The organism is Blautia hominis, assembly GCA_002270465.1.
Classification (GTDB): Bacteria; Bacillota; Clostridia; order Lachnospirales; family Lachnospiraceae; genus Blautia; species Blautia hominis.
On the sequence record NQOF01000002.1, the window covers coordinates 82,493 to 95,936 of the forward strand.

The 13,444-nt window shown below is 46.3% G+C and carries 12 protein-coding genes and 1 pseudogene; 10 read left to right on the forward strand and 3 right to left on the reverse strand.

Annotated features, from left to right (window positions below; translation table 11 throughout):
* The first annotated feature begins 101 nt into the window (after positions 1-101).
* The 3 genes from rny to xerD all read left to right on the forward strand — a co-directional run bounded on the left by rny (position 102) and on the right by xerD (position 4,098).
* Entirely contained in the window at positions 102-1,661 is a 1,560-nt protein-coding gene (gene rny / locus CI595_RS06425) for a ribonuclease Y (protein ID WP_095172479.1), read from the forward strand.
* 700 nt (positions 1,662-2,361) lie between these two features.
* On the forward strand, positions 2,362-2,931 hold the full coding sequence (locus tag CI595_RS06430; RefSeq protein ID WP_065541192.1) for a stage II sporulation protein M: 570 nt from the start codon (positions 2,362-2,364) through the stop codon (positions 2,929-2,931).
* 282 nt (positions 2,932-3,213) lie between these two features.
* Positions 3,214-4,098 (forward strand): site-specific tyrosine recombinase XerD, encoded by an 885-nt coding sequence (gene xerD, locus CI595_RS06440; RefSeq protein WP_095172481.1) that lies wholly within the window; start codon positions 3,214-3,216, stop codon positions 4,096-4,098.
* Between the two features lie 144 nt (positions 4,099-4,242).
* Here xerD and CI595_RS06445 read toward each other — a convergent pair whose 3' ends face one another.
* The gene (locus tag CI595_RS06445; protein WP_095172482.1) at positions 4,243-5,274 is read right to left on the reverse strand and encodes a 3-deoxy-7-phosphoheptulonate synthase; all 1,032 of its coding nucleotides are present in this window, start codon (positions 5,272-5,274) and stop codon (positions 4,243-4,245) included.
* Positions 5,275-5,467: 193 nt separating this feature from the next.
* Here CI595_RS06445 and CI595_RS06450 point away from each other — a divergent pair.
* A pseudogene (locus CI595_RS06450) lies at positions 5,468-5,635 on the forward strand (NlpC/P60 family protein); the annotation flags it as partial.
* Positions 5,636-5,655: 20 nt separating this feature from the next.
* On the opposite strand, the gene CI595_RS06455 reads toward CI595_RS06450, so the two are convergent.
* Complete coding sequence (locus tag CI595_RS06455) at positions 5,656-6,987, reverse strand: polysaccharide biosynthesis protein (protein ID WP_095172484.1); 1,332 nt, start codon at positions 6,985-6,987, stop codon at positions 5,656-5,658.
* Between the two features lie 212 nt (positions 6,988-7,199).
* Here CI595_RS06455 and CI595_RS06460 point away from each other — a divergent pair, with 212 nt between their 5' ends.
* From CI595_RS06460 to CI595_RS06480, 5 genes are all read left to right on the forward strand, one after another.
* Positions 7,200-7,655, forward strand: coding sequence for an RrF2 family transcriptional regulator (locus tag CI595_RS06460; protein ID WP_065541198.1), 456 nt, complete (start codon positions 7,200-7,202; stop codon positions 7,653-7,655).
* A gap of 12 nt (positions 7,656-7,667) precedes the next feature.
* Entirely contained in the window at positions 7,668-8,867 is a 1,200-nt protein-coding gene (nifS, locus tag CI595_RS06465) for a cysteine desulfurase NifS (RefSeq protein WP_095172485.1), read from the forward strand.
* 39 nt (positions 8,868-8,906) lie between these two features.
* A complete protein-coding gene (nifU, locus tag CI595_RS06470; protein WP_065541200.1) occupies positions 8,907-9,344 on the forward strand; it encodes a Fe-S cluster assembly scaffold protein NifU in 438 nt (145 codons plus the stop codon).
* Positions 9,344-10,420 carry a tRNA 2-thiouridine(34) synthase MnmA gene (gene mnmA / locus CI595_RS06475; RefSeq protein ID WP_095172486.1) on the forward strand — a complete coding sequence of 359 codons (1,077 nt, stop codon included), beginning with the start codon at positions 9,344-9,346 and terminating at the stop codon, positions 10,418-10,420. Before nifU ends, mnmA begins: the two co-directional genes overlap by 1 nt.
* Positions 10,421-10,732: 312 nt before the next feature.
* Positions 10,733-11,302, forward strand: a complete 570-nt coding sequence (locus tag CI595_RS06480) for a GNAT family N-acetyltransferase (protein ID WP_243135139.1) — start codon at positions 10,733-10,735, stop codon at positions 11,300-11,302.
* 105 nt (positions 11,303-11,407) lie between these two features.
* On the opposite strand, the gene CI595_RS06485 is transcribed toward CI595_RS06480, so the two are convergent.
* Positions 11,408-12,208, reverse strand: coding sequence for a histidinol-phosphatase HisJ family protein (locus CI595_RS06485; protein WP_095172488.1), 801 nt, complete (start codon positions 12,206-12,208; stop codon positions 11,408-11,410).
* Positions 12,209-12,416: 208 nt separating this feature from the next.
* Here CI595_RS06485 and gap point away from each other — a divergent pair, with 208 nt between their 5' ends.
* Positions 12,417-13,436, forward strand: coding sequence for a type I glyceraldehyde-3-phosphate dehydrogenase (gene gap, locus CI595_RS06490; protein ID WP_065541203.1), 1,020 nt, complete (start codon positions 12,417-12,419; stop codon positions 13,434-13,436).
* The last annotated feature ends 8 nt before the right edge of the window (positions 13,437-13,444 follow it).

Genomic DNA, 13,444 nt, shown 5'->3' on the forward strand with positions numbered 1-13,444 from the left:
GTCTTTTAGAAAAAAAGGTTTTATGTTGACTTTTCAGTAAAAACAGTATAAAATTAAACTGTTGTATTTGTACAATGAAAACTAAATAAGGAGGTGCTCCTGTGGCAATCTATGTAATAGTTGCAATTGTTGCTGTGGTAATCACGCTGCTGATTGCGGTTCCTGTTACAGCCAACATTTCAGTTAAGAAAAAAACGGAAAAAGACGCTGAAACAATCGGAACAGCAGAAGTAAAAGCAAGAAGCATTATAGATGAAGCATTGAAAACTGCCGAAACGAAGAAACGTGAAGCTCTCTTAGAAGCAAAAGAAGAAAATCTCCGTACGAAAAACGAGTTGGAGAAAGAGACAAAAGAGAGACGTGCAGAACTTCAGAAGTATGAGAAGCGTGTTTTATCCAGAGAAGAAGCAGTAGACAAAAAGGCCGATGCCCTGGAAAAACGAGAAGCAGATTATACAGCAAAAGAAACTGAGCTAAAAAAGAAAGAAAAGAAAGTCGATGAATTACATGACCAGAGAGTACAAGAACTGGAAAGAATTTCCGGTCTGACCTCCGAACAAGCAAAAGATTATTTGTTAAAAACTGTTGAGGACGAAGTAAAGATTGACACTGCAAAGCTCTACAAGGAATTGGAGAGCAAGGCAAAAGAGGAAGCCGATAAGAAGGCCAAGGAATACGTGGTGACAGCCATTCAGAAATGTGCGGCAGACCATGTGTCGGAAGCTACAATTTCTGTTGTACAGCTTCCAAGTGATGAAATGAAAGGCCGTATTATCGGAAGGGAAGGACGCAATATCCGAACTTTGGAAACACTTACGGGTGTAGATCTTATTATTGATGATACCCCGGAAGCAGTCGTATTGTCCGGTTTCGATCCGATCCGGCGTGAAGTAGCACGTATTGCGCTGGAAAAACTGATTGTGGACGGAAGAATCCATCCGGCCAGAATCGAAGAGATGGTAGAAAAAGCACAAAAAGAAGTAGAGACCATGATGAGAGAAGAAGGTGAATCCGCTGCCCTGGAAGTTGGCGTACACGGTATTCATCCGGAATTGATCCGTCTGCTGGGACGTATGAAATTCCGCTCCAGCTACGGCCAGAATGCATTAAAGCATTCTATTGAGGTGGCACAGCTTGCCGGCCTTTTGGCGGGTGAAGTTGGGACAGACATTCGCATGGCAAAACGTGCAGGTCTGTTACATGACATCGGAAAATCCATCGATCATGAAGTGGAAGGTTCCCATATTCAGATTGGTGCTGACTTATGTAGAAAATATAAAGAGTCCCAGGTGGTTATCAACGCCGTGGAATCCCATCACGGGGACACGGAACCCACATCTCTGGTGGCTTGTATTGTACAGGCTGCTGATGCGATCAGCGCAGCAAGACCTGGTGCTAGAAGAGAAACTTTAGAAACATATACCAACAGATTAAAACAATTAGAAGACATAACAAACTCTTTCAAAGGAGTGGACAAATCTTTTGCTATTCAGGCAGGTAGGGAAATTCGAGTGATGGTAGTACCGGAACATGTAACAGATTCCGATATGGTGCTGCTGGCGCGGAGTATTTCAAAACAGATTGAAGCTGAACTGGAGTATCCGGGACAGATTAAGGTTAATGTGATTCGGGAGAGCCGCGTTGTAGATTATGCAAAGTAGGCTGGACTGAGAGAGGTGCAGAATGCTGCGATGATATTTTTTTATGTCATTGCGGGGTTCTGTACTTTTTTTGTTTGGGGAGGGACGGTGAACGGGTCGGTGTGGTGGGGGAATGCGCGTGGAGGACGGGAGCGGCGGCCTGGGGGAGGGCAGATGGGATACAGGATGGCTCCTGGCTCCGTTCCCCTCAGCTAACTTGGCGTTCGCACTAAGTTCATCAGGAGAGCCTTCTTCACTAAGTGCTCACAGCCAGTGGATCTTCGGCTCGCTCCGCTTGACACTCGCCATCCTGTATCCCATCTGCCCTCCCCCAGGCCGCCGCTCCCGTTTCTCCACGCGCATTCCCCCACCACACCGACCCGTTCACCTGAGAGCGTCCGCGGAAGGAGAAAAGCAGTTAATCTGAAAGTATCTGCGGAAAGAGAAAAGCAGTTTACTTGAAAGTGTTTGCGGAAGGAGAAAAGCAGTTAATCTGAAAGTATCTGCGGAAAGAGAAAAGCAGTTTACTTGAGAGCGTCCGCGGAAGGAGAAAAGCAGTTAATCTGAAAGTATCTGCGGAAAGAGAAAAGCAGTTTACTTGAAAGTGTCTGCGGAAGGAGAAAAGCAGCTTATCTTAGAGCGTCTGTGGAAGGAGAGAAGCAGTAGAAGGAGGTGGGTACTAATTGTGGGGGGAGGGGCATAGAATATATAGGGTGAGATTATGAAAAAATATTTGAATGTGTTTTTCCTTCTGTATTTGGGGGGATTTGTGGTGGGGGTGCTGTGTAGTAATTTTTTGAGAAATTATGCGGGGTATCAGACCAGTCTGCTTGGGGTTTATATGGCGGATCGGGCGGCGGGGAGTATTTCGGGGAGCGGGATCTTTCTGCGGCTGTTTGAGAGAAGAGGGGTTTGGTTTCTGCTTTATATGATCAGCGGTGTGACACCTTTTGGGATTCCCTTGGTATTGGGAGGGCTGCTTTGGCTGGGTTTCTTGGGCGGGAATCTGATGACGGTGTTTTTGATGGAGTATGGGATTCGGGGGATTGGAGCGGCACTTGCCTGTTTTTTTCCTCAGGGGATTTTTTATGTGCCTTCTGTGCTGCTGTTTTTTTTCTTTATTGTGCAGATGAGCCAGAAGTATTGGGGGAAGGGAATCCGGGTGAGGGCGGATTATAGAGCGTATCTGTTTTTTATGACAGGCATTGGTATCTTATTCCTGCTTGCCCTTTTTATGGAAAGTTATGTAAATCAAAACGTGTTGAGTTTTGTGATTGAGAGGTTTTTATAAAAAATTAACAAAAAATTAACAATTGGAATTTTACCACATCTGGTAGACATAATTAGTGCTTTTTCGATATGTTGTGGAAATGTAAAAAAAGCCTGAAAAACAAGAAAAACTTTGGAAAAATCCGTTTGCTTTTTCTATGGAAGTTGATATATAATTTCATTATGATTTGGAAAGGTGTGGCCTTTTTCATGGAACAGCGGGTTAAATGCTGTGTCATTCCGGGAAAACTTATGGACTTGGAATGCGGAATGAAATAAAAAACTTAACGAGGGATAATCATACATGAAGTGCGAGATTGAAGAGTTTATAGCCTATTTACATAACACCAAAGGCACTTCCAAAAATACAGAAGTATCCTATGAACGGGATTTGCGAAAGATGGAACAGTTTCTGGGGAATGAAGGAGTGGACAGGGTCCAGAATGTGACCGCCACGAATCTGAATTCTTATGAGATGTATCTGGAGCGGGAGAAATTTGCCGCTTCCACTATTTCCAGGAGTATCGCGTCAATGCGTGCTTTTTTTCAGTATTGCTGTCAGCAGGGATTGCTTTTGGAGAATCCGGCAGATATACTGAAGGCGCCTAAGATTGAAAAGAAGATGCCTGGGATTCTTACTGTAGAAGAAGTCGATTTGTTGTTGAACCAGCCAAAGGAAAATACAGCCAAGGGAGTCCGGGATAAAGCAATGCTGGAACTTTTATACGCTACAGGAATCCGGGTGAGCGAACTGATTGGACTGAAGCTGGAAAATATAAATTTAAAACTGGGATATATCACCTGTGAGGCCAGCGAGAAGGAGAGGGTAATACCTTTTGGAAACGCGGCGAAAAAGGCGGTGAAGGAGTATCTGGAGCAGGCAAGGGAGGAGCTTTTAAGCCATAAAGAAAGCGACTGCCTGTTTGTTAATTGTTCCGGAAAACCCATGAGCAGGCAGGGATTTTGGAAGGTGCTGAAGACATACGCAGCCTCTGCAGGGATTCAGCAGGATATTACACCTCATACACTGCGGCATTCCTTTGCAGCCCACCTGGTGCAGAACGGTGCGGATTTAAAGAGTGTACAGGAGATGCTGGGGCATTCCGATATATCAACAACCCAGATTTATCTGAATATGAATGTGAACAAGATCAGAGATGTGTATCTGAAGGCACATCCGAGAAAATAGAGGACCCGAAAAGAGATGAGTTTTCGGATCCTTTCTTTTTGGGAAAAATTTACAAAAAAGGCATTTGTATCCCTATTTTAAAGTTGGATACAAATGCCTTTTGTTTATGTCCGAAGAACATTTACGGAGCCTGCTTTCTATGGTTTAGCACAGCTCTGCAATGGTATAGAGGAGTTTTTCTGTTTCCTCCCATCCAAGGCAGGGGTCTGTGATGGATTTTCCATAAATATGATCAGGACCGATTTTCTGGCAGCCGGATACCAGATAGCTTTCAAGCATGACACCTTTCACCAGATGGCGGATATCACGGGATACCAGGCGGCTGTGCAGCACTTCTTTTACAATGCGGACCTGCTGTTCGTATTTCTTGCCGGAGTTGGCATGGTTGGCATCAATAATGACAGCCGGATTTTCCAGGTCTCGGTCATTGTACATTTCCAGAAGGAGCTGCAGATCCTCGTAATGGTAGTTGGGAAGCGTGTTGCCGTGTTTGTTCACCGCACCACGCAGAATGGTGTGGGTGAGCGGATTCCCTTCTGTCTTGACTTCCCATCCCCTGGAGATGAAGTCATGGCCCTGCTGTGCTGCAACTACGGAGTTGAGCATAACAGAGAAATCCCCGCTGGTGGGGTTCTTCATACCAACAGGAACATCCAGGCCGCTTACCATAAGACGGTGTTCCTGATTTTCCACAGAACGGGCGCCGATCGCCACATAGGAGAGCAGGTCAGACAGATAGTGATAGTTGTCCGGGTAAAGCATCTCGTCCGCGGAGCTGAGTCCTGTCTCCTGCAGGGAGCGGATATGCATATGGCGGATGGCAAGGATGCCTGCCAGTACGTCCGGTTTTGCCTCCGGGTCCGGCTGGTGGAGCATACCCTTGTAACCCTCTCCCGTAGTACGTGGTTTGTTGGTATAAATACGGGGAACCAGTACCAGGCGGTCTTCTACCTTGTTCTGGATCTTTGCGAGACGGTTGGTATAGTCGCATACAGAATCTTCATTGTCTGCGGAACAGGGGCCAACAATGACAAGAAATTTGTCAGAAGCACCTGTGATGACGTCGCAGATCATTTTGTCTCTTTTAGCTTTTATCTGTTTCAGCTCTTCGGATACCGGGGCCTGTGCCTTGATCTCATCCGGAGAGGGCAGTTGTTTTACGAATTTGAAGCTCATAGTTATCTCCTTTGTTTGACTTTCTAGTTGAATATTATAATACAAAACCTTCCAGTTGTCGACAGTTTTGAATAATTTTTTGCTTTAAAGCGTTTAAGTGGTGAAGATTAGAACTGCAAGGAGTAAAACTCTGTGGACAGGGAGGTGGTGAGAGGAGCAGTTTTGCCAGGCGGAGCCGGGGCCTCCGGGACCGGGCAGTATTGTATTTTACGGAAAGGATCAAATGCCGGAACACGTGGCGATCAGTCTGGGAGACGGCAAAGTGGTGCATGCCAGCAACGCCAGAGAGGGCGTGAAAATTTCACCGCTCAGGTATAGGGAAATATGTAAAGTGATTGATATCCCATACCAGATAAGATAGTTGTTAAAACAGCGCCGGGTTTATTCGCCCGGCGCTGCTTTCATGTAATCTTTTAAGAAATACAGAGTGAGAAGGGTGATTGCCAGTTCACTGACCAGCAGACCCCACAGATATCCCAGAATGCCAAATTTTGGAACAATGAAGAATACAAAAAGCAGACGGATGGAAAGGCCAAGCAGATTCTGGGCAAAATATTTTCCTGTCTCCCCCAAACCGTTCAGAATCCCGCTGAGCGTGCTGGAGAGATACAGGCAGGGACAGATAAAAGAGAGCGTCTTGATAAAGGTTCCCGCAAACTCATTTTTAAATAGAAACAGCCCCATAAAATCTCCGGTAAAATAAAAAACAGCTGTGGAGAGAAAGCCCAGAAGCAGGCAGTAACGGGTTGTAGTGAAGATAAGACTCCGTATTTTTTTATAATTTCCCATTGCCTGGTTTTCTGCCACGGAGGGCAGGAGCATGGCTGAGACAGCATTGGTGATGGCAGAGGGGAAAAGTATAAGCGGCAGCGCCATGCCATTCAGTACACCATAGACAGAGAGTGCCGAGGCGCTGTCCATGCCGAAAAGCCGCAGATGGCCGGGTATCAGTACAGATTCCATGCTGTGAAGGATATTGATAAACAGCCTGTTGCCTGTTAGCGGCAGGGACAGGGAAACAATGTCTTTTAAATCTTTTCCGGGCGCATGGATATTGCTGATCTGGTAATGATACTTTCTGTAATCCCAAAGAATAAATAGCAGGGAAAAAAGCATAGAGACCAGTTCTCCTGCAAAAAGTCCCACAACAGCCAGCATAGGTGTGAGCGGGTGCCCCTCCCCGGTCCATACCAGATAGAGAAGATACGTGGCACTCATGCGGGCGGTCTGTTCCACAAGCTGGGACCATGCGGGGATCCCGGTCTTCTTCCTGGCAATATAATAGCCGTAGGCGCAGGAATGGAAGGTGCCCATAGGAATGGACAGGGAGGAGACGCGCAGCAGATCGGTACACTGCTCCTCCAGCAGGATATGTACGGCAAACCAGGAGGCATGGCGGTACAGCAAAAAGGTGACGGCAAAGGATATAGCCATGGACAGGGAAGTGGCGATCAGAAAAATATCCCGGGCACCCTGTTCATCCTTCAGAGCGACCCTGGCGGCCACGAAGCGGGAGATTGCTGTCTGGATTCCTCCTACTGTCAGTGCAAAACAGAGGGTGTGGATGGGAAAGATAAGCTGGTAGATACCCATCCCCTGTGCACCAATTGTCTGCGACAGGAATATTCTATAGAGAAACCCAAGGATTTTTGTCAGGAAACCGGCCAGAGTCAGGATAAGTGTTCCTTTCAGCAAAATATGTTTGTTATCCATAAGAAGTCCTTTATAGTTACCAGTGCCCCGGCGACGCACAGCTTGCCGAAAGCAACTTTCAAACACGCTCTAGCAGCAGAGAAAGCAACAGTAACTTTTATAGCCTTTTTCACAATATATTCCAAAAAGTATCTTGACAGAACAGGATAAGAATGATATTCTACAGTTAAATCCGAGTAAAACAGTCGGAATTTAAAAAGGATGGTGATGATTTGAAATTATCAACCAAAGGTAGGTACGGCTTGAGAGCCCTGATTGATTTGGCTTTGTACAGTGAATCAGAGGCTGTTTCCATACAGAGCATTGCAACCCGCCAGAATATTTCTGACAGTTATCTGGAACAGCTGGTGCGCAAGTTAAAGAGTGCCGGGTTGGTAGTAAGTGTCCGCGGTGCGCAGGGCGGATATAAGCTTGCCAGACCTGCCGGTGAGATTTCCGTAGGGGATGTCCTTCGGGCACTGGAGGGCAGTCTGGATGCCGTTACCTGTAATGGAGGAGAAAAACATAGCTGTCAGGGTGCTGACTTATGTGTCACCCGATATGTATGGCAGCGTATCAATAATAGTATAAAAGAAACTGTAGATTCCATCATGCTGGACCAGCTCGTAGAGGAAAGCCGCATTATGCGGGATAAGGGGCAGATTCAGGTGCAAAAATGTGACAATTAGGAGAGAGGAAATATGAAGACAACAATATATCTGGATAATGCAGCAACAACAAAGACAGCACAGGAGGTTGTAGATGCCATGCTTCCGTATTTCACGGAAAGCTATGGAAATCCATCCAGCATCTATGAGATTGGACAGAGGAGCAAGGAGGCCATCACCAAAGCCAGAGGACAGATCGCAGAAGTGCTGGGTGCAAAAGCAGAAGAGATCTATTTTACCGCAGGCGGCAGCGAAGCAGATAACTGGGCGCTGAAAGCGGCATTTGAGGCATATAAAAATAAAGGAAACCATATTATCACCACAAAGATTGAGCATCACGCCATTCTGCACACCTGTGAATATCTGGAGAAACGTGGTGCAAAGGTGACATATCTGGATGTGGATGAGAACGGTATCGTAAAAATGGATGATCTGTTAAAAGCCATCACACCGGAGACGATCCTGATCTCTATTATGTTTGCCAACAATGAGATTGGTGCCGTCCAGCCGATCAAAGAGATTGGTATGATCGCAAAAGAACACGATATTTTATTCCACACAGATGCGGTACAGGCATTCGGACAGGTTCCGATCGACGTGGATGAGATGAATATCGACATGCTGAGTTCCAGCGGCCATAAGATCAACGGACCAAAGGGGATCGGTTTCCTATATATCCGCAAGGGCGTGAAAATCCGCAGCTTTGTACATGGCGGTGCCCAGGAGCGGAAGAGACGGGCAGGAACAGAGAATGTGCCGGCTATTGTGGGATACGGTGTGGCAGCAGAGCGCGCAGCCAGGACTATGGAGGAGCGCACAAAGAAAGAGATAGAGCTCAGGGATTATTTTATCGGCAGAATTTTAAATGAGATTCCTTATGTACGCCTGAACGGCGATGCAAAGAGGCGTCTGCCAAATAACATTAATGTCAGCTTCCAGTTTATTGAGGGAGAATCCCTTCTGATCATGCTGGATATGAAGGGAATCGCAGCGTCCAGCGGTTCTGCTTGTACCTCAGGTTCCCTGGACCCGTCCCATGTACTGCTTGCCATTGGCCTGCCTCATGAGATCGCCCACGGTTCCCTCAGAATGACCATCAGCGAGGAGACAACAAAGGAAGATCTGGATTACACACTGGATCAGATAAAGGAGATTGTAAACCGTCTGCGTGAACTTTCTCCGCTGTTTGAGGATTTCGTAAAAAAACAGAAACAAAAACAGAGCAGAGCCTGAGAAAATAATAAAACAGACAAATTATGGAGGAAATATATTATGTACAGTGAAAAAGTAATGGACCATTTTCAGAATCCGAGAAATGTGGGAGAGATTGAAGGCGCCAGCGGTGTGGGAACCGTAGGCAATGCCAAGTGCGGAGATATCATGAGAATGTATCTGGATATTGACGAGAACGGCATTATCCACGACTGCAAATTCAAAACCTTCGGCTGCGGCGCCGCAGTGGCAACCAGCAGTATGGCTACAGAACTTGTGAAGGGAAAAACCATTCAGGAAGCCCTGCAGGTGACAAACAAAGCGGTTATGGAAGCCCTGGACGGACTTCCTCCCGTGAAAGTACACTGCTCCCTGCTTGCGGAGGAGGCTATCCACGCAGCTCTCTGGGATTATGCGGAAAAGCATGGGATTAAGATTGAGGGTCTGGATAAGCCCAAGAGTGATATCTCCGAAGAGGAAGTAGAGGAAGAGTATTAATGAAAAAAAAGAAGGTAGTTGTGGGGATGTCCGGCGGTGTGGACTCCTCTGTGGCGGCCTATCTGCTGAAAGAACAGGGATATGATGTGATTGGAGTCACCATGCAGATCTGGCAGGATGAGGACAATGCAGCACAGGAGGAGAACGGCGGCTGCTGCGGTTTAAGCGCAGTGGATGATGCCAGAAGAGTGGCGAATATGCTGGAGATTCCCTACTACGTGATGAATTTTAAGAATGAGTTTAAGGAAAACGTCATTGACTATTTCATCGGGGAATATCTGGACGGCCGGACGCCTAACCCCTGTATTGCCTGCAACCGCTATGTGAAGTGGGAATCCCTGCTGAAAAGGAGTATGGAAATCGGAGCAGACTATATCGCCACAGGCCATTACGCCAAAATCGTGCAGACAGACAGCGGCAGATACTCCCTGAAAATGTCAGATGCCACAGGGAAGGACCAGACATATGCCCTGTACAATCTGACCCAGTTCCAGCTCTCACACACACTGATGCCTGTGGGTGTCTATGAAAAAGATGAAATCAGAAAGATCGCAGAACAGATTGGCCTTCCGGTGGCGAAAAAAAAGGACAGCCAGGAAATCTGCTTTGTGCCGGATAAGGATTACGCCGGGTTTATAGAAGAAAATACGCAGAATAAGATTGAAGAGGGCAATTATGTGCTGGCAGACGGTACGGTGATCGGCCGCCATAAGGGGATTACCCATTATACCATTGGACAGCGGAAAGGCCTGGGCCTTGCAATGGGACATCCTGTCTTTGTAACAGAGATCCGCCCCGAGAGCAATGAGGTGGTGATCGGGGAAAATGAGGATCTGTTTCAAAGAGAGCTTGTCTGTGACAGAATCAATTTTATGTCCATTCCCGATCTGCGGGAGGATATGCGTGTTATGGCAAAAATAAGATATAATCACAGAGGTGCTCCCGCTGTCATCCACAGGGAGGATGAGGATAGGATTCGGGTGATCTTTGAGGAACCTCAGAGAGCCGTTACGCCCGGGCAGGCAGTTGTTTTCTATGATGGAGAATATGTTGCCGGGGGCGGTATTATTTTATAATGATCTACATGGGTTACTGTTCACGGACCACTGTACCGGGAGGTGTTTTCATGCCGGAAGCATGAAAATCCCCAGGCAGCCAGCGCGATATGGGGCAGAATGCTCCATATCTGTGTATCGCGAAGCGTTTACTGGACACGGAGTGAGCAGTAACCTACATAGTAAACCTGCCTGGGAAACAGACTTTTTAGCTTTCTGTTTTCCGGGCAGTTTTTAGATTCGTGTCCACAAAGTTTGTAATCAGCTTAATAGGCGGGACATGCTGGGGACGTAACCCATATTTTTTACATGGAGGGAAAGAAAAACTTGAAAGTGAAAGCAGAATTGCTGGACGAGGAGAGAATCCGGTATATATATAAAAGCTATATGAAAAAGGATTTTCCAAGGGCAGAGCTTAAACCGCTGAAAAGTATGTTGATGCTCATAGAGCAGAACAGAGGTGAAGGGTACGGGTTTTATAATGAAAGGGAACTGGCAGGTTACGCATTTTTGATAAAGGCACCATCGGGCAGGGCATATCTCATTGATTATCTGGCTGTGCTGCCGTCCCTGAGAGACAGAGGATATGGCAGCGCGTGTCTTCGGGCACTTCAGGATGTATTTGGGGAGAATCTGGTCATGGTAGAATCTGAAGAACCATCTTTTGCAGCCCGGGAGACGGAAAGACAGGTTCGCAGAAGAAGAATCAGCTTTTATGAAAAGAACGGCTTTTTTGATTCCCGGAATATATGCCGCCTGTTTGGCGTGGAATACAGGATTTTGGGAAAGGCGGACTGTATGGAGGAAGAGCATAGACAAATGCGCTGCAGGGAAGAACTGGACAGTATTTATCGCACTGTGATACCTAAGATCGCATATGGCAGCCAGGTGAAATGGCTGTGATAAAAACAGCACCAGTACAGGCAGCCGCGCAGAACAATACCCTGTGGGAACCGTTGGCGGGCAGGAAAGGCTGCCGGCCTGATGCTTTTTGGGACCGGGATTCTTTTATAAAGGAAGAAATTCCGGTTTTCTGTTTTTAAAAACAGTATAATATTTGAAGCCGCATTCCTTTAAAAGCGCTCCGGCACGTTCAAAATCATAGGCGATATGTTCCGGTGCGTGGGCGTCGGAACCGATGGTCAGGATTTCGCCGCCCAGTTCCCGATAACGGATCAGTATGTTCTCTGTGGGATTGGGGTGGCCCAGGCCGTATTTGAAGCCGGCTGTATTGCACTCCAGACCAATGCCTTTCTGCACCAGCACACGAAGGATCTCGTCCAGGATATCCCTGTATTTTTCGTAGGAGTAGTACAGATTACGGTTGGGGCCGTAGCGCACCACATAGTCAATATGACCGCATACATCAAAGCAGGAAAGGACTTTCAGGTTTTCAAGAAGACAGGTAAAGTAACTGCGGTAGGCCTCCTCCTCACTGCGGTTTTCAAAGAATATCCTGTCATAGGGGTCACATCCGTCCGCAACATGTACAGAGCCGATGATAAAGTCAAAGGGAAAGCTGGCGGCAAAGGAGGGCAGTTTTCCGGTCAGATGGGGCTGAAGTCCAAGCTCCATACCGAAATATATCTCTATTTTATCCTCATACTTCTTTTTGAGTTCCATCAGTTTCTCCCGGTAGGTCGGCATATCCACCAGAAAATCAAACTCTCCGGGAGGAAAATCGAAATCCATATGTTCCGTGAAGCAAATGCTGGGCATATTTCTGTGAATAGCCCCAAGGACCATATGCTCCATAGGGGCTTCGCTGTCACTGGAAAATGACGTGTGCATGTGATAATCTGCGTACATAGATGACATCTCCTTTTCTTTTGCTGCCCTAATTATATAGGAAAGAAAGGGAATTGTACATAAAGAGAATGTAAAACTGGTACGATTTTTCATTTTATGCTTGAATTTTTGTCTCAGATTAGGTACAATATCAAATAGGTTGATGTTTCTTTAACAATCTTAATAGAAACCTCACGGAATACAAACACTTTTAGGAGGAATGAATAACATGGCAGTAAAAGTAGCAATCAATGGATTTGGACGTATTGGACGTCTTGCTTTCAGACAGATGTTTGGAGCAGAAGGATTTGAAATCGTAGCGATCAATGATTTAACATCTCCGACAATGTTAGCTCACTTACTGAAATATGACTCTACACAGGGAAGATATGCACTTGGCGATACAGTAACAGCAGGTGAAGATTCCATCACAGTTGATGGAAAAGAGATCAAGATCTACGCAAAAGCAAAAGCAGAAGAACTTCCTTGGGGAGAGATCGGTGTAGATGTAGTTCTGGAATGTACAGGTTTCTATACATCCAAAGATAAAGCAGAAGCACATATCAAAGCAGGCGCTAAGAAAGTTGTTATTTCCGCTCCGGCTGGAAACGACCTTCCGACCATCGTTTACAATGTAAACCATGAGACACTGACAAAAGATGATAACATCATCTCAGCTGCTTCCTGTACAACAAACTGCCTGGCTCCAATGGCAAAAGCATTAAACGACCTGGCTCCGATCAAATCCGGTATCATGTGCACGATCCACGCTTACACAGGTGATCAGATGACACTGGACGGACCGCAGAGAAAAGGTGATTTAAGAAGATCTCGTGCAGCAGCAGTTAATATCGTTCCGAACAGCACAGGTGCTGCAAAAGCCATCGGTCTGGTTATTCCGGAACTGAACGGCAAATTGATCGGATCTGCTCAGCGTGTTCCGACCCCGACAGGTTCTACTACAATTCTGACAGCAGTTGTTGACGGAACTGTAACTGTAGATCAGGTTAACGCGATCATGAAAGAGCAGGCTACAGAGTCCTTCGGATACAACACAGATGAAATCGTATCCAGCGATGTTATCGGTATGAGATATGGTTCTCTGTTTGATGCAACTCAGACAATGGTTATGCCGTTAGACAATGGCACAACAGAAGTACAGGTAATTTCCTGGTATGACAATGAGAATTCTTACACAAGCCAGATGGTAAGAACAATCAAATACTTTGGAAAATTATTAGAGAAATAATCATTAAG